Source organism: Actinoplanes sp. HUAS TT8 (assembly GCF_051380535.1).
Taxonomy (GTDB): Bacteria; Actinomycetota; Actinomycetes; order Mycobacteriales; family Micromonosporaceae; genus Actinoplanes.
The window spans coordinates 6,100,044-6,121,588 of sequence record NZ_CP195646.1; the positions used below are offsets into that span (position 1 = coordinate 6,100,044).

Below are 21,545 nucleotides of genomic sequence, written 5' to 3' on the forward strand. Positions count from 1 at the left end.
CATCCCAAATAGTTCTAGAACTCTGCCGCCCAGCATGGCATGCTTGGGCGGCAGAGTTCTATAACTTTTTGGAGCGACCATGACAGTGTCAGCAGTGTCGGCCATGAGCCCTCCGACCCCGGCCGGCCGGTTCGGCGAGTTCGGCGGCCGCTATGTGCCCGAGTCCCTGGTTCCCGCCTGCGCCGCCCTGGAGGCGGCGTTCCGGGAGGCCTGGGACGACCCGGACTTCCACTCACGGCTCTCCCGCCTCCGCACCGAGTACGCGGGGCGCCCGACCGCCCTCACCCCGGCCTTCAACCTCTCGGCCGAGCTCGGCGTCACGCTGCTGCTCAAGCGGGAGGATCTGGCCCACACCGGCTCTCACAAGATCAACAACGTGCTCGGCCAGGCCCTGCTGGCGCAGCGGATGGGCAAGACCCGCCTGATCGCCGAGACCGGCGCCGGCCAGCACGGCGTCGCCACGGCCACCGCGGCGGCCCTGTTCGGCATGCGGGCCACTGTCTATATGGGTGAGCGCGACATCGAGCGGCAGCAGCTCAACGTCTTCCGGATGAATCTGCTCGGCGCCGAGGTGATCCCGGTGACCAGCGGCAGCCGCACGCTGAAGGACGCGACCAACGAGGCGATGCGCGCCTGGGTCGCCGCGGTCGACGACGCGCACTTCTGCCTCGGCTCGGTCGGCGGGCCGCACCCCTACCCGTGGCTGGTCCGTGAGCTGCAGCGGGTGATCGGCGAGGAGGCTCGCGCGCAGACGCCGGTCGTGCCCGACGTGGTGGTGGCCTGCGTGGGCGGCGGGTCGAACGCGGCCGGCACCTTCGCCGGTTTTGTCGACACACCCGCCCGCCTGGTCGGCGTCGAGGCCTCCGGCGGCGCCGCGATGACCAACGGTTCGCCCGGCGTCGTGCACGGCTATCGGTCGATGGTCCTGCAGGACGCTGACGGCCAGGTTCTCGAGGCCGAGTCGATCGCGGCCGGTCTGGACTATCCGGGTGTCGGCCCCGAGCACGCGCACCTGGGCACGACCGGCCGGGCCGAATATCGCACGGTCGGCGACGAGGAGGTGCTCGCTGCCGTGGTCCGGCTCGCCCGCAGCGAGGGGATCATCTGCGCGCTGGAGTCGGCCCATGCGGTGGCCTGGGTTCTCCGCGCCGCCGGGACACCCGACCTGCCGACCGGCTCGACCGTGCTGCTGACCCTCTCCGGGCGCGGCGACAAGGACATGGCGACGCTGGCGGAGGCGATCCGATGACGCGGAAGCGGCTGAATCCGTACCTGACCGGCGGCATCACCGCCGACTGGATCGACTATCTGCTGGCTTTCCAGGAGGCCGGTGCCGACGCGGTGGAGATCGGGCTGCCGTTCTCCGACCCGATGATGGACGGCGCGACCATCCAGCAGGCGTCCGACCAGGCGTTAGGGCGTGGTGTCACGGTTGCCTCGATCCTGGCCGACCTCACCGCGGCCCATGATCGCATCCGGATCCCGCTCATCGCCATGACGTACGCCAACGTGGTCTTCCGCAACGGGCCGGAAGCCTTCTGTCGACAGCTCGCCCGGGCCGGGATCGGCGGGTTGATCGTGCCGGACATGCCTATCGACGAGGTCGATCGCCTCGAAGCGGCCGCTTCGGCGGCCGGCGTCGACCTGATCCTGCTGGCCGCGCCGGTCACCTCGACCGACCGGCTGGCCGAGATCGGCCGGAGAAGCAGGGGATTTGTGTACGCGGTGAGCGTCATGGACACCACCGGCGAGCGCGATGCGCTGGCCGCGACCGCCGCGCCCCTCGCCCACCGGATCAAGCAGGTCACCGAGCTGCCCGTGCTGATCGGGTTCGGCATCTCCACGCCCGCGCAGGCAGCCACCGCCGCCCGCGCCGGGGACGGGGTGGTGGTCGCCTCGGCCCTGATGCGTAGGGTTTTGAACGGTGCGTCACCCGGCGACCTGCGAGCCGAGGTCGCGGCGTACCGTGCCGCTCTCGACCAGGTCGACCAGGAGATGCCCGTTGCCCGCGCGCACGCCGAAGTATCAGGTGATCGCCGATGACCTGACCAGCAAGATCAAGGACGGCGAGCTGCCGCCCGGGTCCGCGCTGCCCCCGCAGAAAGAGCTCAGCACGCGGTACGGGGTGACGCTGGCGACGCTGCGACAAGCCCTCAAGCAGTTGCAGGACGAGGGTCTGCTGTCGCAGGAGCCCGGCCGGGGCACGTTCGTGTACCCGCGGGCGAAGTACCAGCTCACGTCGCTGCACGGCTTCGCCGAGGATCTGCGCGCCCAGGGCCAGACCGTGACCACGGAGATCCTCGACCAGACCGTCGGCACTCCCCCGGACTGGGCGGCCGCCCTGTTCGGTGACGCGCAAGCCCTGCGCCTGGAGCGGTTGCGGCTCGTCGCCGGGCGGCCCGCCGTGCACCAGACATCCTGGGTTCGGGCCACCGCTCTGGCCTCGGCCGACCTGAGCGACACGTCGCTCTATGCTGCGCTGGTCGCGCAGGGGCATCTGGTGCACCGGGCCTCCGAGGTGGTCCGGCCCGGCTTGCTCGAGGAACCGGCGGCCGGCCTGCTGCGGCGGCCTCCGGGTGAGCCGGTCCTGCTGTCGGAGCGGGTGACGTACGCGCTGGACCAGACGGTGCTGGTGGTCGACCGGGCGACGATGCTCGGCTCGGCGATGGAGATCCGAACCGAGCGGGCGGCCAGCGGCCTCTCCGTCCAGTGGAGCCGAGCCACCACCTGACCGTCACCGCCCTCCGCCGCCCCACCAACCGGCCCGGGCACGAGCGGCGCGGGCGGTCGGCCGGGGCTGCGGGCGGCGTGAGCAAGCAGCACAGACTGCGGGCGGCGCAGGCGGTCGGCCAGGACTTCGGGCGGCGTGAGCAAGCAGCACAGACTGCGGGCGGCACGGGCCGGTCGGCCAAGACTTCGGGCGCCGCGAGCAAACAGCACAGACTGCGGGCGGCACGGGCCGCGGGTGGCACGGACCGCGGGTGGCACGGACCGCGGGTGGCGCAGGCCATGCGGGCTGGGCGGGCTGGGCCGCTTGGTCTCGGTCACACGGCGTGGGTGCGCCACCTGGTCGCCTGCGCGGGTGACGCCCGGAACCGGTCGGTCAAGGTGTGGGCGGGACTCGGAACCAAGGGGTCCAGGCCCGCCCGGGAGTGGCGCCGCGGGATGCCGGAAAGCTATGCGACGAGCCGTTCGCGAATGGCGGCCGTGTCGTCGGCGGAAACGCCGCAACAGGCGAGATAGCCCGGAACGCCGCCATACCGCGTGACGGTGTGATCCAGGGTGTTGAGCATCGCCTCACGGACGGTTCCGGGGGTCCGGGCGAAGTCGGCGGCGATCTCCTCGGCGCCGACGCCGGCCACCGCGAGCAGGAGCGCGGCCAGCGCGCCGGTCCGATCGCGGCCACCCCGGCAGTGGATCACGACGGCGCCCGGCGGCGCCGCGGCGATCTCGCGGAATGCCTCCCCGAAACGGTCGGTGTGATGATCGAGCATCGGCGCGTACGTGTCCTCGGGCGGCTCATATCCCAGTGGATCCGCGAGCAACGGCACATGGCGGTAGAACGCGTCCCCGGCGAACGGGCTCGGGTCGGCAGCACACTCGCGTGACCAGCGCAGATCGAGGATCCGGCCGATCCCCCGGGCGCGAATGGCATCGACGGCTTCCGCGGTGAGGCGCCCGTGGCTGTCCGAGCGGATCAGCGCGCCGGCCCGAATCCGGCCGCCGCCGGTCGTCGGGATGCCGCCGAGGTCGCGGGCATTCTCACAGTCCGGCCAGTCCAGCATCACCGGCCCAGCCTAAGCGCCCGCAGCCCGTAGGGCCCGCCCCCAATGGGCATTCTTGCAGCACAATCCATGATCATGTGGCCCGCCTGTGGACAACCGGCCACTGTGGATAACCTCCACGGCGCCCTGGCCCGGCAATAAAGTGGCCGAGAGCCGAAAGGAGGGCGACGACAACGCCGGTGAAGATCGCGAGACGGCAACGATGTGCGAGACTGCGGCGCGTTGACCATGAACATGTGGGCGGAATGCCCCAGAATGCCCGGCGTGACCGTTGAGGATGTAACGGAGCAGGTCCGCCTGCTGGCCGGGCTGGGGGCGGGTGGCCAACTCGTCTACGAAACGGTGCTGGTCCGGACCGTCGAGCCGGGTCTGCACATGGTTATGGGCACGCCCGCGTTCGTGGAGGGGATCGCCGCCGGGGATCAGATCCGGCTCCATGCCGGTGGCGGGTTCGAGGTGGTACGGCGCGGCGGGAACATCTGCCTGCTGGTAGTGCCCGAGCGCGCGCCCGGATCGGAGGATCTCGCGCCACTGCGGGACGCGTTCGAGGAGCTGGGCGGGATCGTCGAGCTGCCGCCGGACCGCCGGTTCGTCGTGATCACCGTGCCGGCCGCGGCCGGCTTCGACGCGGTGGAGGAGGCGATCGACGGCTGGACAGGCCCACGCGGGCACCACTGGGAGTACGGCAACGTCTACGACCCGGACGGCAACCCGCTGAACTGGTGGCTATCCGAAAAAACCCACTAAAACCCTTCTTCGGTACGGCCATCGCGGTCGCCCAGGTCCGAGGCCGGGCGCCGGTGACACGGCGGCCGGGATCGCGAAGGCGCCGCGGCCAGAACCACGGCGCAGGGTAGCCGCGGCGAGGGGTGGCCAAAGCGCAGGGTGGCCAAAGCGCAGGGTGACCGCGACGCGAGGTGACTACGGCGGGGTGGTCAAAGCGCAGGGTAGCCACGGCGCGGGGTGATCACGGCGCGGGGTGATCACGGCGCAGGGTGACCACGGGGCAAGGGTGAGGTGAGGCCTAGCGACGCAGGGCCGGCGCCTCGACCGGCACCCGCGGCCGCGGCGCACCCCCGCCCGCAGCGGCCACCTCGTCGGCCGCCGACACAGAAACAGCCGCGGGGACAGAAGCTGCCGAGGCCGCCGAGGTGGTGGAGGAGACGGGCGCCACGGACGGGTCCAGGACCGGTGCCACCACCGAGGACGGCTCCACGGCAGCCTGCCCCGCCGGATAGAACGGCCGCATCAGCACATAGGCCACCACGAGCAGCGCCACGGCCGCGATCGCGTCCAGCCAGTAGTGGTTGCCGGTGGCGACCACCACCAGCAGCGTGATCACCGGGTGCAGCAGCCACAACCCGCGCCAGCGGGCCGACGTGGCGGTGATCAGCGCGACCGCGATCACCACGGCCCAGCCGACGTGCAGGGACGGCATGGCCGCGTACTGGTTGGAGAGCTGGTCGGTCTCGGGTGCGCCGTAGACGGCCGGGCCGAAGAGGCGGCCCAGGTCGAGCATGCCGGTGTCGGTGAGCATCCGCGGCGGGGCCAGCGGGAAGCCGAAGTGTACGAGCAGCGCGGCGCCGGTGAGCAGGGCGAGCACGTTGCGGGTCCAGCGGTAGTGCGCCGGCCGGTACACGTACAGCCAGATCAGGCAGGCCGCGGTGGCGGGAAAGTGAACGTACGCGTAGTAGCAGTTGGCGACCTCGACGAGCCAGTGCCAGGACATCAGCCGGTTCTGGAGGCTGAGTTCGCCCGGGAGGTGCAGCCAGCGTTCCAGGTCCCAGACCTTGCGCGCGTTGTCGAACGCCTCACCGACGTGCCCGGTCGCCGCTATCCGGCCGATCTTGTAGATCAGGAACAGGACCGCGACCAGGCCGAGTTCGCGGAGCGCGGAGAACCAGCGGGACCGCGTGGTGGCTGGTGGGACGTCGACGCTCACGGCACGCTCCTCGATGAGCCGGCCGGCGTGCGGGGGAAGGCGCGCCAGCGCGATAAAAAGCTAAAAATGGCCACATCACGTGACACCGGCGCCACTCTAGTGATTAATCGCAACACCGGCGCTGACCTGCGGAAACCCGAAGAGCATGTCTGCGGGATGACGACGGGTCAAGCGGAGCTTGAATGAACCATGACGCACAGCATCCGGCGATCTTGCCACATGGGCAAGTTTTAGCGCGGGTTTAGTGATGTAACCCGCACCCGTAACGTTCCCGAAATGATCAGGACGCCGACGGCGAGTGCGGCCAGGGCGAGCGGCGGCCACGCGGCGCTGAGGCCGTACCAGAGGAGAAGCGGGACCGACACGCCCGCCGCGACCAGCTCGGTGACCACCGCGCGCCGTGGCAGCAGCGCCAGGCACCGCCACGGCATGCGGCCCGCCGGCAGCAGCACGCGGGCCGTGAAGGACACCACGACCACGGCCACGACCAGGGCGATCCCCTGCGAGAACAGGCCCGCGAGGCTCCACCAGGGCGTCGCCAGGCGCACCGCGAGCGTCAGCGGCAGGCCGACCGCGAGTCCGCGCCGCAGCCCGGCCAGCACGCCCAGGATCGGCCAGGCGAGCGCCTCGGCGCGCAGCCGGTCCGGGTGGTCGGCGGCCAGTTCGCGAAGGCCGCGCATGGCCGCGCCGACGTGCAGGCGCTCGGCGTTGAGCAGGGCGATCAGCCAGCGTCCGCCGGGATGTTCCGGGTCTTCGGCCAGCGCCGCCCGGGTGGCTCGCGCGGCGGCCCGGCGGCGACCGGCGATGCGTTCGACCTCGGCCAGGGTGAGCAGGCTGGGCACCGAGCGCGGGTCGAACGCCAGGGCCTGCCGGGCCGCGGTGCGGGCGCGGCCGAACTCCCGGCCCGCGGCATGGGCCCGGGCCAGGACCCGGTGGACTTCCGGTTCGCCCGGACGCAGACGCGCCGCCTCGCTCGCGGCTTCGACCGCTTCCCGCGTACGGGATAGGGCAATGAGATTTTCGGCTCGTTCCGCGTGGGCCCCGGCGGATCCGGGTCCCGCCTGGATCGCGGCGTCCGCGGCGGCGAGGGCGTCGTCGGGACGCCCGGCCAGCCGGAGGACCGCGGAGAGCAGCGCCAGCAGGTCCGGATCGCCGGGGCGGGCCAGCAGGCCGAGGCGCAGTTCGGCCTCGGCCTGGTCGTAACGGCCCAGTTCGGCCAGGAGCCGCGCGCGTGACGCCGCGGTCACCGGGCCGTCACCGGGACTTGCGCTTCTTGAGGTACGCGGCCAGGTCGTCGTATTCGCCGCTCTGGTTGGCGAACATGGCGACGTTGCGGGCGGTGGTGAACCAGGCGTCGGTGGACGGGCGGACCTCGCGGGCCGCGCCGAGCATGTCGGCCTGGTTGATCATGCGGATCTCGCCGGTCGTGATGGAGTCGCGCATCGCGTACTCGGCGGCGGTCTCGCACAGGTGCGCGAGGTCGGCGCCGGAGAAGTTCTCGGTCGCGGCGGCGACCGCCTCCAGATCGATGCCGGCGACCGGGCGGTCCCGCAGGTGGTACTCGATGATGGAGGCGCGCGCCGGGCCGTCCGGGGGCAGCACGAGGACGGTACGGTCGAGCCGGCCCGGCCGCCGCAGCGCGCCGTCGACGTCCCACGGCGCGTTCGTCGCCGCCAGCACGAAGACGCCCTCGTTGCCGCCCTGCACCCCGTCCAGCTCGGTGAGCAGCTGGTTCACGACGGTACGCATCGCCGACGAGTTCAGCTGGCTGCGCTTGTGCCCGAGCGCGTCGATCTCGTCGAGGAACAGCACGCACGGGGCGTGGCCGCGCGCCGACTCGAACAGGTCGTGCAGGTTGCGCTCCGAGCTGCCGATCCACATGTTCAGGACGTCGGTGATCGACAGCGAGATGAACGCCGCCCCCATCTCCCCGGCGACGGCCCGCGCCAGGAACGTCTTCCCGCAGCCGGGCGGGCCGTAGAGCAGCAGGCCACCGCGCAGGCTCTTGCCGAACAGGCTGCGCAGTTTCGGGTTGCGCAGCGGGCCGAGGAAGGAGACCTCAAGTCGTTTCTTGACCTCGGTCATGCCCCCGACGTCGGCGAGGGTGACGGTGGAGCGTTCGACGTCGAACGACCGGTCCTCGTGACCGGTCACCGGCTCGTGCTCGTCGCCCGCCTTGGCGAAGCGCGGCGGCACGACGTCGCCGAACTCCTGCTCCATGGCCGCCCAGTCCACGTTCGCGGCCTGCGCCTTCGGCTTCTCCGCGGCCTCGGCCGGTTCCGCCTTCCGAGCGGCCGGCGGCGCCAGCGCGGAGACCATCAGGGCCCGGGCCGCGTCGTTGCCGGGCTCACGGCTCAACACCTGAGCGGCGTGCTCGATCGCCTCGGCGCCCCGGCCGGCGGCGACCAGCAACTCGGCCAGGTGCAGCCGCAACGGCAGGTCGTCAGGGCGGGCCTGCACCGCCGCGGTCAGGCTGTCGATCAAGGCGTCGCTCATGAAACGCGATTATGCCCGCGTTGCCCGTGACGCGACCGCTCGCCCGGCCCCCGGCGGCTCTCAACGCCCGGTCAGCGTGCGGAAGAACGTGATCACGTCGTCGGCGAACAGGTCCGGCACCTCCAGCGCGGCGAAGTGCCCGCCACGAGGGAATTCGGTCCAGTGCCGGACGTCGTACTGCCTCTCCACGAACGGCCGGATCGACTGGGTGATGTCACCCGGCAGGACCGCCACGCCGAGCGGTGCGGTGCAGGTCACCGGCACGTTCACCCCGCTCTCCCGGACCAGCCGGGCGGATGATCCGGCGGTCCGGTGGAACCAGTGATGGGCCACGTCGGCCAGAATCCGGTCGTCCGGCACCGGCGTGGCCGGATCGGACCAGCGGTCGAACTTGTCCGCCCAGAAGGCGAGCAGACCGGTGGGCGAGTCGGTGAACGCGTAGGCCGGCGTCTGCGGGCCGGTGGCGAACTGCATCTGATGCGGATGCCGATTCTTCGCCAGCTCCATGGTCCGGGCCAGCCGTGCCTGATCCGACTCGGACAGCCCCTCCGGAGAACCGGGCGTGGGCAGGTAGTTGACGTGCACGCCGACGACGCTCTCCGGGGCGACACCGGCCAGGTGGCGGGAGATGCCGGACCCCCAGTCGCCGCCCTGCGCCCCGTAGCGCCGATAGCCCAGCTCGCCCATCAGCCGCGCCCACGTCTCGGCGACCCGCCGCTGGCTCCAGCCGCGCCGGGTGGTCGGCCCGGACAGCCCGAAACCGGGAATCGCCGGGACGACGACGTGGAAGTGCTCGGCGAGCCGCCCCACCACGTCCAGGAACTCGACGGTCGAGCCGGGCCAGCCGTGGGTGAGCACGACGGGCAGCGCCTTCGGGTCCGGGTTGCGCAGATGCAGGAAGTGGACGCGGTCGCCATCAACGTCAAAGACGAATTGGGCGTACGAGTTGAGCTCCGCCTCGTGTCCACGCCAGTCGAACCGCTGCCACCGCTCGGCGAGCGCGCGCACCCGGGCCAGGGGAATGCCGTACTCGTCACCGGCGTCGGGCAGCTCGTCGGGCCAGCGGGTGCGCGCCAGCCGGTCGGCCAGGTCGTCGAGGTCGGACTGCGGAAGGTGAAGCCGGAATTCGTTCATAGGGATAACGTTAGTCCGACTAACGTTAATCCGTCCAATGTTATCGTCGACACATGGATCACCTACCCAGCTGGCTGCTCACCCAGACCGCCGCGCACGCCCACCGGCTGGTCGGCGACGGGTTCGCGGCGGCCGGGGCGCGGGGCTATCACCTGCGGCTGCTCGACTCGCTGGCCACCGAGGGGCCGGCCAGTCAGGCCGACCTGGGGCGGCGCACCCTCATCCACCTCAGCGACCTGGTCGGCGCGCTCAACGAACTGGAGACCGGCGGGTTCGTGGTCCGCTCCCCCGACCCGGCCGACCGGCGGCGCAACGTCATCACGATCACCGACGACGGCCGGGCGCGAGCGCGGGAGCTGACCGTCCGGGCCGCTCAGGTGCAGGAGGAGCTACTGGAGCCGCTGTCGCCGGCCGAGCGGGAGCAGCTGGTCACGCTGCTGCGCCGGCTCCTCGACCACCACCGGAGTGTGGGCTCGGTCACGCCGAGCACCGAGGCGGCCCCGAAAATGTCGTAGGCCCCTGGAAGCATCCCGGGTGTCCGATCGACCGGGAAGGGGGCCGCGACGATGGCAGGCGGGGCTTTCACCGCGTACGCGGGAATTCGGGGTGCAAAAAGGCCGCCCCCGGCGAACCGGAAGCGGCCTTTCTACCGTGAGTGGGCTCAGCCCGGCCGGCGATAGCCGGCGATGGGACCGCGGTCGATGGTGGCCATCCGCACGAAGTCGCCCGTGTGCGGTGCGTGCACCACCATGCCCTTACCGATGTAAATGGCGACATGGTGCACGTCGGAGTAGTAGAAGACCAGGTCACCTGGCTTCAACTCGCTCCGGCTGACCGATTTGCCCTCGGTCCACTGATCCTTCGTGTAGTGCTCGAGGTGCACACCGACGGCCGCCCAGGCCGCTTTCGTCAGGCCTGAGCAGTCGTAGCTGTTCGGGCCCTCGGAACCGAAGACGTAAGGCTTGCCGACGAGGTCGCACGCCCTCTGCGCCGCGCGGCCGCCCTTGTCGTTGGTGTACTCGGCCGGGCACAGCCCGGTCTTGTACGGCCCGTCGTCCGACCCGTCGTACGACGTCTGTCGCAGCTTCTGAAGGGAGGCGATCTGTTTCTCGATCGCCGTCTTCTTGGTCTTGAGGTCGGTGTCCCGGGTGGCGATCTCGGTGGCCAGGGCGTCCACCTTGGCCTTGTCAGCGGCGTACTTGTCGCGGAGCTTCACGACGTCGCTGACCGAGGCCTGCCGGTTGGCGGCCAGCTGCTCGAGAAGGGACAGCTTCTCGGTCAGGCTGGTCGGCGAACCGCTCAGGATCGCGCCGACGGCGGTCGGCGGACCCTGCATGTAGGCATCAGTCGCCATGTTGCGCACTTCGCCCAGAGCCGCGTCGACCTTCTTCTGCAGCGGCGCGAGCGTCGTGCTCAGCTGCTTCTGCTGTTTCTGCAGCTTGAGCAGCTTCCCGTGCACGTCGTTGAAGTCCTCGATGACGGGCTCGAGCTCGTTCCACTGCTTGTCGATCTGGGATTCGACGTCCGACGTCGGATCGGCATGGGCGACGGCAGGTCCGTTGACAACAAACCCGGCAGCGATGACGGCGCAGAGCAGACCGCGCAGCACACCCCGCGCGCCTATCCGTTTCACGTAGGTGCGTTGTCCTTTCTTCCACTCGGCCGCCGACCGGGTTAGCTGACGGGTTCGGGCGGGAAGCACGCCCGGCCGCGAGGTCACGGCTTCACCCCGGAGGAACCTGGGTCCCCGGCTCGCCTCGCGGCGATTAGGCGGTGGCTCGTCAGATCGGCCGGTTGGACGATGGGGGGCTGCCGAACCGGGGACCACCGTACTCGGATCATGCGGGCAAATGAAGCGCGCCTCGACGATGAAACTACCCGCACTTCCTCCGGCACTCACAGTGAGCGGAACGGCCACGCGTCCAGGGCTTGCGCCAGCCAGGGCACGATCAGGATCACCGTGGGTAACACCAGCAGGCCGGTCGCGGCGATTCCGGCGACCACCGACAGACCGGTCGAACGGGGTGCCGGTCCGGCAAGACGGTCAAGCCGGCGACGGCGGGATTCACCCGCCGGGTCGGCCGGCGCCTCCTCCGCGAGGGGGACGGCGTCCGACAACCGGGCCAGCGCGGCGCGCAGCGGGGCCGGGCCCGTGCGGCGGCGGGCGGCGTCGTCGGAGACCATCTCCAGCAGCAGATGCACCGCGTCGAGCGGCGCCCGGGACCGCAGCGGGCGCGGCACCGCCTGATAGAACGCGGTGAACGACTCCATCACCAGCTCGTGCCGGTGCCGCAGGTGCGCCTGCTCGTGGGCGAGCACCGCGTCCACCTGCTCCCGGTCCAGGATCCGCAGCACCGCGTCGCTGAGCACGACCCGCGGCTCGCGGCCGGGCACGCAGTAGGCCAGGGGCAGCGCGCCGTCGAGTACCCGGACCTCGCCACCGCCCAGCTCCTGGTGACGTTCCGCGCGGTCGAGCAGGTCGGCCAGCATCCGGTGCCGCTCGCGCCGGGCCCTCGCCCGTACCGAAACCTTGATCAGGGAGATCAGCAGACGGATCACGATCGTGGCCGCCACCGCCAGGGAGAAGACCAGGGACGCGACCACCCACGGATGGTCGGCGCCGGCCGCCCGGGTCAACTCCTCGGGCGCGGCCAGCACCACGCCGAGCGCGCACAGCACCCCGGCGAGGGTGAGCGCCTGCCAGAGCAGGACGGCGGCCACCGGCGCACGGTCGGGCCAGCGGGCGCCGGCCAGGATGCCCGGGACGACCAGCGAGAGGGTCAGCCCGAGGGCTCCTAGAAGAAGTGCGGTCACGTCTCTTTCGGTGTGGCGTCCAGGGCGGCTCGGATCGCGCCGGGGGGCAGCTGACCGAGGAAGTATGCCAGCGCGGCGTCCTGATCGGGAGTGCCGTTGAGCGCGTCGAACATCAGAGCGGCGGTCATCTCCTCGCGGGACTGCGCGGGGGCGTACTTGTAGGCGCGGTCCTCCATCGTCCGGACGACGAGTTTCTTCTTCGCCAGCCGGTCGAGCACGGTCATCACCGTCGTGTACGCCAGATCACGGTCGGCGAGTATGCCGAGATAGACCTGCCGGACCGTCAAAGGGACATGAGACGCCCACAACTGGTCCATGACCTCACGTTCGAGACCGCCAAGTGCCATGTGACCCATCCTACTAGGGCCGGTCGTACTACGTCTCGTAGTATCTACTACGAAGAGTCGTAGAGGGGGACACCCGATGGACGTGCTCGACCTGACCCGGCTGCAGTTCGCGGTCGTGACGATCTATCACTACCTGTTCGTGCCGCTGTCGATCAGCCTGTCCGCGGTCGCCGCCGGGCTGCACCTGACCTGGATGCGCACCGGCTCCGAGCGGTTCCTGAGCCTGACCAAGTTCGTCGGCAAGCTGCTGATCGTCACGTTCGCGGTCGGCGTGGTCACCGGCCTCGTGCAGGAATTCCAGTTCGGGCTCGGCTGGAGCGCGTTCGCCAAGTTCTACGGCGACGTGTTCGGCCCGACCCTGGCGATCGAGGGGATGCTCGCGTTCTTCCTGGAGGCGACGTTCCTCGCGCTGTGGTACTTCGGGTGGGGACGCCTGCCCCGGAAGCTGCACGCGGCCACGATCGTGGTCGTCGCGGTCGGGACACTGCTGTCGGCGTACATAATCCTGGCCGCTAATTCCTTCATGCAGAACCCGGTGGCCTATGCGCTGGACCCGGTGACCGGCCGGGCCCATCTGACCAGCTTCGGGGAATTGCTCACCAACGAGGTCGTGCTCGCGGCGTTCCCGCACACCATGGCCGGGGCCGCGATGGCCGGCGGCGGCCTGCTCCTGGCCATCGGGGTGTGGCGGGTCACGGCCGACGCCGCGTTCCGCACGCTCGCCCGCCTCGGCGCGTGGCTGATGCTGATCGGCGGGGCGATGACCGCGATCACCGGCGACCACCTGGGCAAGGTCATGACCGCGGTGCAGCCGATGAAGATGGCCGCCGCCGAGGCGCTCTACGAGACGACCACCGGCGCGCCGTTCTCGGTGTTCGCGATCGGCAAGCTCGGGCACGAGAAGCCGTTCCTCACCGTCGAGATCCCGCACCTGCTGTCGTTCCTGGGCACCGGCTCGTTCGGCGGGACCGTGCAGGGCATCGACGACCTCCAGGCGCAGTACGTGGCTCAGTACGGTCCCGGCAGCTACGTACCGATGATCCCGGTGGCCTTCTGGACGTTCCGGTTGATGATCGGCGCCGGGGTGGCCGGGATGGCCCTCGCGGCCTACTACCTCTGGGCCTCGTCCGCCTCGCGCCGCTTCCGGATCCCGCTGCTCCCCGCGTTCCTGCAGATGGGGGCCGGTGTTCCCGGCTGGATCAAGCGGATCCTGCTGCTCTCGCCGCTGCTGCCGGCCGCCGCCAACACGTTCGGCTGGGTCTTCACCGAGACGGCCCGGCAACCGTGGCTCGCGTTCGGGATCTCCAAGGTCGCCGACGGCATTTCACCGGGATTGACCAGCGCCGAAGTCATCGCGTCACTTGCCGGGTTCACGCTGATCTACGGACTCCTGGCCATCGCCTGGTACAAGCTCGTCGTCCACCTGTCACGGCAGCCACTCGTCTCGGAGACCGCCGAGAAGTCGCCCGCGGTTGAGCCGGCCCCGGCCTACTAGGAGCTTCCTCCCATGATCACCTTCTGGTTCGCGATCCTCGTCCTCGCCTGGGTGCTCTACTTCGTCCTCGAGGGCTTCGACTTCGGCGTCGGGCTGCTCGCCCCGTTCCTCGGGCGCGACGAGCACGAGCGCGGCGCGGCCATCCGCACGATCGGCCCGTTCTGGGACGGCAACGAGGTGTGGCTGGTCGCCGCGATCGGCGTCACGTTCGCCGCCTTCCCCGACTGGTACGCGGTGCTGCTCTCCGCGCTCTACCTGCCGATGGTCGGCATCCTCCTGCTGCTCGCGGTGCGCGGCGTCGCCCTGGAGTTCCGCGGCAAACACGACTCACCGGCCTGGCGCCGCCGCTGCGACTGGCTCCTCTCCGGATCGTCGGCCGGCGTGGTGCTGCTCTGGGGCGCCGAACTCGGCATCTTCGTCCACGGGCTGGCCCTCAACGCCGACGGCGACGTGATCGGTTCCGGTCTCGGCCGCAGCCTCTCCCCCCTGATCACCCCGGCCGCCGGGCTCGGCGCACTGGCCGCCCTGCTCGGCACGGTCCTGCTCGGCGCCACGTTCCTGGCCCTGCGGACCACCGGGCCGGTGCGCCGGCGGGCGGTGTCGCTGGCCCGCAACGGCGGCAACCTCGGCACCGTCGGCCTGCTGCTCGCCGGGGTCGGCACCGGCTCGCGGCTGACCCTCGTCGCCGCGGTGATCTGCTTCATCGCCGGGATGCTGGCCCGGCAGGGCCGCGAGGGCGGCGCGTTCGCGGCGGTCGCGGCCGGGGTCGCCGGCGCGGTCGTCACCGTCTTCACCGCGCACGGCTCGGTCGTGCTGCGCAGCACCCTCGACCCGCTGTGGTCGCTGACCCGTGCCGAGGCGGCGGCCAGCCCGTCCGCGCTCAAGCTGATCACCGTGGCCGGGGTGATCATCCTGCCCGGGGTGCTCGCCTATCAGGCCTGGTCGTACTGGGTCTTCCGGCGCCGGATCGCGAGCGAACGGATCGCGTCGTGAAAACCCTTTCGCGTACGGCGCCGGCCCCGTCCCCGGCGGCCGGCGAGCGGCGGGTGGCGAAAGGCCCGATCGACCCGCGCCTGCTGCGCCACGCCCGCAGCTCGCGCGGCGGGGTCGCCCTCCTCGCCCTGATCGGAACCGGACAAGCGGCGGCGACCCTGGCCATCGCGGTCGCGCTCACCCGGATCGTCGCCCCGTCGTCGTGGTCCCTCCTCGGATCACGCGGCGGGGCGGTCGCGCTCCTGGCCGGTGCCTTCGCCCTGCGCGGACTCCTCGCCTGGGCCGAGCAGGTCACCGCCCGGCGCACCGCCGCCCGGGTCACCGACGAACTGCGACGATCACTGCTGGCCACCGTCGTCCGGCGCGGCCCGGCCTGGGTCGCCTCGTACGGCGCCGGCCGCCTCACCACGGTCCTCGGCACCGGACTCGACTCGCTGCGCCCGTGGTTCTCCGGCTACCTCCCCGCGCTCGTCCTCGGCGTGCTGCTGCCGCCCGCGGTGATCGCCGTGATGTTCCTGACCGACCCCGCCTCGGCCGTGATCGCGCTGGTCACCCTCCCCCTGGTGCCGCTGCTGGGCGCCCTGATCGGCTGGGCCACGCAGGCCCGCGCCCAGCAGCGCTGGGCGGCCGACGCCCGGCTGGCCGGACACTTCCTCGACGTCGTGCGCGGCCTCGGAACCCTCAAGATGTACGGTCGCGCCGAACGCCAGACCGAGGTGATCGCCGACCTGACCGACCGCCATCGCCGGGCCACCCTCCGGGTCCTGCGCGTGGCGTTCCTCTCGTCGACCGCCCTCGACCTGGTGGGAACCCTGTCCGTGGGGCTGGTCGCGGTCCAGGCCGGGATCCGGGTGGCCGGGGGCTCGATGCCGCTCGGGCCGGCCCTGCTGGCCATCCTGCTGGCCCCGGAGGTCTACCGGCCGTTGCGCGAGATGGCGGCCCGGTACCACGCCGCGACCGACGCGACAGCGGTGATCGCCGACGTGGACGCGATCCTGACCGTGCCGGTCGCCGGTCACACGCGCTCGGCCTCGCCGGAGACCCTGCACCTCAGCGCCGAGTGGGCCGCCCTGGTCGGCGAGGCCCTGCCGGCGGGCCTCACAGCCGGTGCTCACGGCGGTCTTCCGGATCCCGGAAGCACTGTCGGCACCACCTTGGAGCCGGCCCGGTCGGGCGCGATCGGGGAGGCTGCCCGGTGGGGGGTGCTCGCGGCGGGACTGCGGGCGTCGTATCCCGGTTCGGGCGGCGATGCGCTGCGGCTGGACGAACTGGCGGTTCGAGGTGGGGAGATCGTGGCGCTGCGGGGAGCGTCCGGGGCGGGCAAGAGCACAGCCCTGCGGGTGTTCGCCGGGTTGCATCCGGCCGACTCGGGGGCGGTCGCGGTGGGACGGGCGTTCCATCTGTCGCAACGGCCGGCGTTGCCGCACGCGCGGACCGTGGGTGAGGCGTTCGCGGCCGACGCGGGCGACGACGAGATCCGGTCCGCGCTGCACATGGTGGGGTTGGACACCGAGGTCACCGCCGGTACCCGGCTGGGCGAACACGGCAACGGCATCTCCGCCGGTCAACGCCAGCGGCTGGCTCTGGCCGCGCTCCTGCACCGGGCCGGGCGGGCGGCGGCCCTGACCCGGCGGGCCACCGAACGCCCCCACCGCGACGAACCCGGGCCTCGGCGTCGGCCGCTGCCCGTGGTCACGCTGCTGCTGGACGAGCCGACCGCCCACCTCGACCCGGCGGCGGAACGGCTGGTCGTGGCGCGGTTGCGGGAATTCGCCCAGCGCGGGTGTGCCGTTCTGGTGGTGGCCCACCGGCCGGCGCTGCTGGCGGCGGCCGACCGCGTCGTCACCCTCCAGCCGCCGGTCGGCCGGATCCCGGGAACGCTCTCCCCGGACGGCGTTTCCCGGCACGGCACGGCCATCGAGGGGACGGCCGCCGCTGACAGGGCCGTTGACCAGATGGCCTGGTCAAGCGCGGCCACCGGCCGGGTGGTCCGGGCCGATGCTGACACTGACCTATCCGCGCGAAGTGAGGCCGAGGCGGACGCCGGCCAGGCAGCCCCGGGTGAGGTCGGCACGGACACCGGCCCGGCGGCTCGGGGTGGGTCGGAGGCCGGCGGCTGGTGGCGGCGGAGCTGGGTGGCGGTGGGGCTCGGGGCGGGGGCCGTGCTCGGAGGGATCGTGCTGACCGGGTCGGCGGCGTGGCTGCTGGTTCGGGCGGCCGGGCTGCCGCCGGTGCTGACGTTGTCGGCGGCGGTGGTTCTGGTGCGCGGGAGTGCGGTGGCCCGGCCGCTGCTCCGGTATCTGGAACGGCTGGTGGCGCATGACGTCGCGTTCGCGCGGCTCGGGGCCCGGCGGGCTCGGGTGTACGCGGAACTCGTCCCGCGAGTGCCGGGGCCACAACTGCGGCGGCGCGGGGATCTGCTCACCCGGCTGGTGGACGACGTGGACGCCCGGGTGGACGGGCTGCTCCGAGGATGGTTGCCGGCGGTCACCGCGGGAGTGGTGGTCGCGGTCACCGGGGTGGCGGTCGGGGCGATCGCGCCCGGGATCGTGGGGGCGCTCGGACTCGGCGTGCTGATCACCGGGGTGGTCGCGCCGATGGTGGCCGGGTGGCAGGTGGATCGGCAGGACGCCGCGACCGGGGTGGCCCGGGCGGCACTGCGGGACGCGATGGTCGAGACGGTGGACGGGGTGGAGGAGTTGGGGACCGGCGCCGGGCGGTCCGGCGTACCCGAGGAACGCAGCCGGGCCCTGGCCGGCCTGGAGGCGCGGGCCGCGCGGATGTCGGGATCGGCCGCGGCGATCGCCCACCTCGGATGGGCGGTGGCGGCCGCCGGGACCGCTTTGGCACTGGTGAACGCCGGGATCTCCGCAGAATGGAGTGCCGTCGTGCTGCTCGCCGTGATCGCCCTGGGCGAGCCGCTGGTGACCCTGCCGGACGCCGCGATCGCCCGGCGCCGGGCGGCCGGGGCCGAACGCCGGGTCGCGGTCCTGACCACGGAAACCCCGATCACACCCCGGCCCGCCGCCACCGCGGAGGCGGCGGCCGGGGCTGGTGGGGCGATTGCGGATGGGGCGGTGCGGGTTTTCGGGCTTGTGGCGGGGTGGGACCCCGGGGACGAGCCGACGCTGGACGGGGTGGAGCTGGAACTCGCCCCGGGGGCCAAGGTGGCGGTGACCGGGCGGTCCGGGTCGGGGAAGTCGACGTTCGGGGCGGTGCTCGGTGGGCTGCTCGCGGCGCGCGCCGGGGAGGTCCGGGTCGGCGGGAAGGTGGTGCTCGTCGGGGACGAGACAGGACACGTGTTCGCTTCCGACGTACGGGAAAATCTTCGTCTTGCTTGTCCGGGTGTGACCGATTCGCAGCTGGCCGCCGTGCTGGAGCGGGTGGGTCTCGGGTCGTGGCTGGCCGGGCTTCCGGACGGGCTGGACACCTGGCTCGGGACCGGGGGCAGCACGATGTCGGGTGGGCAGCGGCGGCGGTTCGCGACCGCGCGGGCGCTGCTGGCCGGGCCGGCGCTGCTCATCCTGGACGAGCCGACCGAAGGGATCGACGAGGCCGGGGCCCGGGACCTGATGGCCGACCTGCTGGACGCGGCGTCGGGGCGGACCGTGCTGGTCTTCGCGCACCGGGAGGAAGGCCTCGATCTCGTGGACGAAATCTACGAACTGTCCAGCGGACGCCTAAATGTCGGAGTCCACTAGTCTGGGGATCATGGCACGCACGCCGGTTCCGGGCACCCGCGACACGATCCTGACCGCGGCCGCCGGACTGTTCTACCGGTACGGCGTCCGCGCGGTCGGCATGGCGCAGGTCGTCGAGGTGGCCGGGTGCGGGAAGAACCTGCTCTACCGGCACTTCCCGAGCAAGGCCGAACTGGCCGCGGCCTACCTGCGACTGTCCCGCCGGGAACGCGAACAGGCCGCGGCCGAGGCGCTGCGCTGGGCGCACGGCCCGTCCGGGCAGCTGATCGCCCTGGTCACCGAGATCGCCGAGAACACCCGGCGGCCCGGGTGGCGGGGGTGCGCGTTCCGCAACTACCTGACCGAATTCCCGGGCGCGACCGACGAGCCCGCCCAGGTGGCGCGGGGCTACCTGGCCGACAGTCGCGCCCTCGTGGACCGCCTGGTCACCGAACTCGGCGGCGACGAACTCCTGGCCGACCGCATCTGGCTGATCGTGGACGGCCTGCACAGCGGCCCGGCCGACCAGGCCCAGGTCGCCGTGGACTGGGTGACCGAACTGGTCAAACGGTGACGCCGCGGAGGTCGAGGGCGTAGAGGAGTTTGTCGTAGCGGGCCGGGCCGAAGGCGACGAAGCGCTCCAGGGTGCCGTAGCGGCGGAAACCCAGGGACTCGTAGAGGGTGGCGGCGGGGAGGTTGTCGCCGCGGACGTCCAGGGTCAGGGTTTCGATCGACTGGGTGACGGCGGCGGCGATCAGGGCGGTCACGATCGCACGGCCGAGGCCTTTGCCCTGGAATGTGGGGTTTATGGCGACTTTTTCGATGTCGGCGTTCACGCGGTGGGTGGGGCGTTCGTAGCGCCGCCAGTAGCCGAAGCCGACCGCGGGGCCCGACGGGGCGAAAGCCACGGCCAGGGCCGCGTCGCCCCGGCCGACGGCGGCGATCACGTCGGTGAGCAGGGTGGACACCTCGTCGGGGGAGGGCGGTGAGACCCAGCCCAGCGCAGCGCCTCCGGCCACCAGCCCTCGTACCAAATCGGAAATTTCTTGGATGTCGGTTTTGGAAAGGCCGTCGACGCCGATCAGCCGCACCTCGGAAGAGCCCACCCGGGAATTCAATCAGGTCCGGTATGCCGCCACGGTGGCCTGCAGTTCAGAAGCCGTCCGGGAAAGTTCGGCGGCCGTGTGCTGCGTCTCGGTCGCCCCGGCGGTCACCTGCTGGGCGGCCTGCGCCACCCCGGCGATCGTGCCCGCGATCGCCGACGAACCCTCCGCGGCCTGCCCGACGCTCCGGGCGATCTCGGCGGTGGTGGCCGTCTGCTCCTCGACCGCCGCCGCGATCGTCGTCGCGTAGTCGTTGATCGTCGCGATCACCGCGGCGATCTTGTGGATCGCGTCGACCGCGCCCTCGGACTCCTCCTGGATGGCCGCCACCTGCGCAGTGATCTCCTGGGTGGCCCGGGCCGTCTCCTGCGCGAGGTCCTTGACCTCGGCCGCGACCACGGCGAACCCCTTGCCCATCTCTCCCGCCCGGGCCGCCTCGATCGTCGCGTTGAGGGCGAGCAGGTTGGTCTGCTCGGCGATCGAGGTGATCAGCGCGACCACGGTGCTGATCTGCGCGGACGCCTCCCCGAGCCGGGACACGCTGGAGTTGGTGGTCTCCGCGGTCCGGGCCGCCTCGGCCGCCACCCCGGCCGCCTCGTTGGCGCTGTTGGCGATCTCACGGATCGAGACACCCATCTCGTCGGCCCCGGCGGACACCGCCTGCACGCCGTCGCTCACCCGGCCGGCCGACTCGGACACGGTGCTGACCTGCGCCGACGTCTCCTCGGCGGAGACCGACAGCTGCCCGGAGACCGCGGACAGCTCCTCCGAGGCCGACGCGAGCACGTCCGCGCTGGTCCGCACCCGCCCGACCATGGTGTCCATGGCCTCGGCGGTGTGGTTGAGCGCGTCGGCCATCCGCCCGACCTCGTCGCGGCCGGTCACGTCGGCGCGGGCGGTCAGGTCGCCGTCGCGGATGCGGTCGAGCACGGCGACACAGCGCGACAACGGCCGGACGATCATGCGGCTGACGACCACGGCCAGGACGACGCCGAGCAGCGCGCTGAGCGTCAACATCAGGATGACCCGCCACTTGGTGGACTGGTAGCGGCCCTCGGCGGTGTCCTCCTGGTTCGCGGTCTCCTTCACGGTCAGGTCGGAGAGGGCGGTGAGTTGGGTGCGCACCTCGGTCATCAGCGGGGTGACCTGCTGCGACCGGATCGCGTTGATCGCCGATCGGGAGGAGCCGACCAGCGGCAGCAGCGTGTTCTTCAGGACGTCCGAGTACTGCGACCAGGCCGTCCGGAACGACGACAGCGCCGTGGAGGCGGCCGTGTCCAGGGTGTATCCCTGGTACTGCGACACGTATCCGGTGATCTGGTCCTCGGCCGTGGTCAGCGCGGTCGCCGCGGTCTGCCGGGCGGTGGCGTCGGTCGCGAGCAGTTCGTCGTCGGCGGCCAGCCAGGCCCGGTTCACCGCGCTGCGCAGATTCCCGATCGTCTCCAGTTCAAGACTGTGCTGGTAGCCGGACTTGACCATGCCGTTGGTCGCGCCCAGGCTGCCCATCGCGAACAGGCCGTCGGTCACGCTGAGCACGGCCACGACGAGCACTGCGAACATGATCTTCGTGCCGACGCGGCGATCGGTCAGCAGACTCACCGGACCACCGTCTCACGAGCGGTAACGGTCCCGGGCCCGCTCCAGATGTTCTTGGGCGAACTCGCCGCGGTCGCCGCGGTGGGATGGGCCTGACCGCGGGCTGACCAGGCGCTGTTAGGGTCGCCCGTTGTGAGCGACACCAGCGATGCCCGGGTCA

General features: G+C 71.7%; 19 protein-coding genes and 1 riboswitch. Of the genes, 9 read left to right on the forward strand and 10 right to left on the reverse strand.

Features of this window, described 5'->3' with window-relative positions:
* The first annotated feature begins 79 nt into the window (after nt 1–79).
* The 3 genes from trpB to ACSHV8_RS27350 are packed head-to-tail and all read left to right on the forward strand — an operon-like array spanning nt 80 to nt 2,731.
* Nucleotides 80–1,249: a tryptophan synthase subunit beta gene (gene trpB, locus ACSHV8_RS27340; RefSeq protein ID WP_436520043.1), complete on the forward strand. Its 1,170-nt coding sequence runs from the start codon at nt 80–82 to the stop codon at nt 1,247–1,249.
* Nucleotides 1,246–2,043 carry a tryptophan synthase subunit alpha gene (gene trpA / locus ACSHV8_RS27345; protein WP_436520045.1) on the forward strand — a complete coding sequence of 266 codons (798 nt, stop codon included), beginning with the start codon at nt 1,246–1,248 and terminating at the stop codon, nt 2,041–2,043. The genes trpB and trpA overlap by 4 nt, the downstream gene beginning before the upstream one ends.
* Complete coding sequence (locus ACSHV8_RS27350; protein ID WP_436520047.1) at nt 2,003–2,731, forward strand: GntR family transcriptional regulator; 729 nt, start codon at nt 2,003–2,005, stop codon at nt 2,729–2,731. The genes trpA and ACSHV8_RS27350 overlap by 41 nt, the downstream gene beginning before the upstream one ends.
* 445 nt (nt 2,732–3,176) lie before the next feature.
* Here the strand turns inward: ACSHV8_RS27350 and ACSHV8_RS27355 are convergent, their stop codons facing one another.
* Nucleotides 3,177–3,785 (reverse strand): tyrosine-protein phosphatase, encoded by a 609-nt coding sequence (locus ACSHV8_RS27355; RefSeq protein WP_436536924.1) that lies wholly within the window; start codon nt 3,783–3,785, stop codon nt 3,177–3,179.
* Between the two features lie 264 nt (nt 3,786–4,049).
* Here ACSHV8_RS27355 and ACSHV8_RS27360 point away from each other — a divergent pair, with 264 nt between their 5' ends.
* Nucleotides 4,050–4,532, forward strand: a complete 483-nt coding sequence (locus ACSHV8_RS27360) for a DUF4265 domain-containing protein (RefSeq protein ID WP_436520049.1) — start codon at nt 4,050–4,052, stop codon at nt 4,530–4,532.
* Nucleotides 4,533–4,809: 277 nt separating this feature from the next.
* Here ACSHV8_RS27360 and ACSHV8_RS27365 read toward each other — a convergent pair whose 3' ends face one another.
* The 4 genes from ACSHV8_RS27365 to ACSHV8_RS27380 form a co-directional block, all read right to left on the reverse strand.
* A complete protein-coding gene (locus ACSHV8_RS27365; protein WP_436520051.1) occupies nt 4,810–5,727 on the reverse strand; it encodes a phosphatase PAP2 family protein in 918 nt (305 codons plus the stop codon).
* 230 nt (nt 5,728–5,957) lie between these two features.
* Nucleotides 5,958–6,974 carry a tetratricopeptide repeat protein gene (locus ACSHV8_RS27370; protein WP_436520053.1) on the reverse strand — a complete coding sequence of 339 codons (1,017 nt, stop codon included), beginning with the start codon at nt 6,972–6,974 and terminating at the stop codon, nt 5,958–5,960.
* A gap of 7 nt (nt 6,975–6,981) precedes the next feature.
* Nucleotides 6,982–8,223: a tetratricopeptide repeat protein gene (locus tag ACSHV8_RS27375; protein WP_436520055.1), complete on the reverse strand. Its 1,242-nt coding sequence runs from the start codon at nt 8,221–8,223 to the stop codon at nt 6,982–6,984.
* A gap of 60 nt (nt 8,224–8,283) precedes the next feature.
* Nucleotides 8,284–9,357 carry an epoxide hydrolase family protein gene (locus ACSHV8_RS27380; RefSeq protein ID WP_436520057.1) on the reverse strand — a complete coding sequence of 358 codons (1,074 nt, stop codon included), beginning with the start codon at nt 9,355–9,357 and terminating at the stop codon, nt 8,284–8,286.
* 53 nt (nt 9,358–9,410) lie between these two features.
* On the opposite strand from ACSHV8_RS27380, the gene ACSHV8_RS27385 reads away from it, so the two are divergent.
* Entirely contained in the window at nt 9,411–9,872 is a 462-nt protein-coding gene (locus ACSHV8_RS27385) for a MarR family winged helix-turn-helix transcriptional regulator (RefSeq protein WP_436520059.1), read from the forward strand.
* A gap of 146 nt (nt 9,873–10,018) precedes the next feature.
* Here ACSHV8_RS27385 and ACSHV8_RS27390 read toward each other — a convergent pair whose 3' ends face one another.
* The 3 genes from ACSHV8_RS27390 to ACSHV8_RS27400 form a co-directional block, all read right to left on the reverse strand.
* Nucleotides 10,019–10,990, reverse strand: a complete 972-nt coding sequence (locus ACSHV8_RS27390; RefSeq protein ID WP_436520061.1) for an NlpC/P60 family protein — start codon at nt 10,988–10,990, stop codon at nt 10,019–10,021.
* Nucleotides 10,991–11,005: 15 nt separating this feature from the next.
* A riboswitch (cyclic di-AMP (ydaO/yuaA leader) is annotated at nt 11,006–11,140 on the reverse strand.
* 113 nt (nt 11,141–11,253) lie between these two features.
* Nucleotides 11,254–12,171: a M56 family metallopeptidase gene (locus ACSHV8_RS27395; RefSeq protein ID WP_436520063.1), complete on the reverse strand. Its 918-nt coding sequence runs from the start codon at nt 12,169–12,171 to the stop codon at nt 11,254–11,256.
* On the reverse strand, nt 12,168–12,518 hold the full coding sequence (locus ACSHV8_RS27400) for a BlaI/MecI/CopY family transcriptional regulator (RefSeq protein ID WP_436520065.1): 351 nt from the start codon (nt 12,516–12,518) through the stop codon (nt 12,168–12,170). The genes ACSHV8_RS27395 and ACSHV8_RS27400 overlap by 4 nt, the downstream gene beginning before the upstream one ends.
* Before the next feature lie 76 nt (nt 12,519–12,594).
* Here ACSHV8_RS27400 and ACSHV8_RS27405 point away from each other — a divergent pair, with 76 nt between their 5' ends.
* The 4 genes from ACSHV8_RS27405 to ACSHV8_RS27420 are packed head-to-tail and all read left to right on the forward strand — an operon-like array spanning nt 12,595 to nt 19,260.
* Complete coding sequence (locus tag ACSHV8_RS27405) at nt 12,595–14,013, forward strand: cytochrome ubiquinol oxidase subunit I (protein WP_436520067.1); 1,419 nt, start codon at nt 12,595–12,597, stop codon at nt 14,011–14,013.
* Nucleotides 14,014–14,025: 12 nt separating this feature from the next.
* Nucleotides 14,026–15,006 (forward strand): cytochrome d ubiquinol oxidase subunit II, encoded by a 981-nt coding sequence (gene cydB / locus ACSHV8_RS27410; RefSeq protein WP_436520069.1) that lies wholly within the window; start codon nt 14,026–14,028, stop codon nt 15,004–15,006.
* Nucleotides 15,003–18,707, forward strand: a complete 3,705-nt coding sequence (cydC, locus tag ACSHV8_RS27415; RefSeq protein WP_436520071.1) for a thiol reductant ABC exporter subunit CydC — start codon at nt 15,003–15,005, stop codon at nt 18,705–18,707. Before cydB ends, cydC begins: the two co-directional genes overlap by 4 nt.
* Nucleotides 18,708–18,717: 10 nt before the next feature.
* Nucleotides 18,718–19,260, forward strand: coding sequence for a TetR/AcrR family transcriptional regulator (locus tag ACSHV8_RS27420; RefSeq protein ID WP_436520073.1), 543 nt, complete (start codon nt 18,718–18,720; stop codon nt 19,258–19,260).
* Here the strand turns inward: ACSHV8_RS27420 and ACSHV8_RS27425 are convergent.
* Both ACSHV8_RS27425 and ACSHV8_RS27430 read right to left on the reverse strand, forming a co-directional pair.
* A complete protein-coding gene (locus ACSHV8_RS27425) occupies nt 19,250–19,777 on the reverse strand; it encodes an N-acetyltransferase family protein (protein ID WP_436520075.1) in 528 nt (175 codons plus the stop codon). The genes ACSHV8_RS27420 and ACSHV8_RS27425 overlap by 11 nt on opposite strands.
* 27 nt (nt 19,778–19,804) lie before the next feature.
* Nucleotides 19,805–21,388, reverse strand: coding sequence for a methyl-accepting chemotaxis protein (locus tag ACSHV8_RS27430; protein ID WP_436520077.1), 1,584 nt, complete (start codon nt 21,386–21,388; stop codon nt 19,805–19,807).
* Between the last annotated feature and the right edge of the window lie 157 nt (nt 21,389–21,545).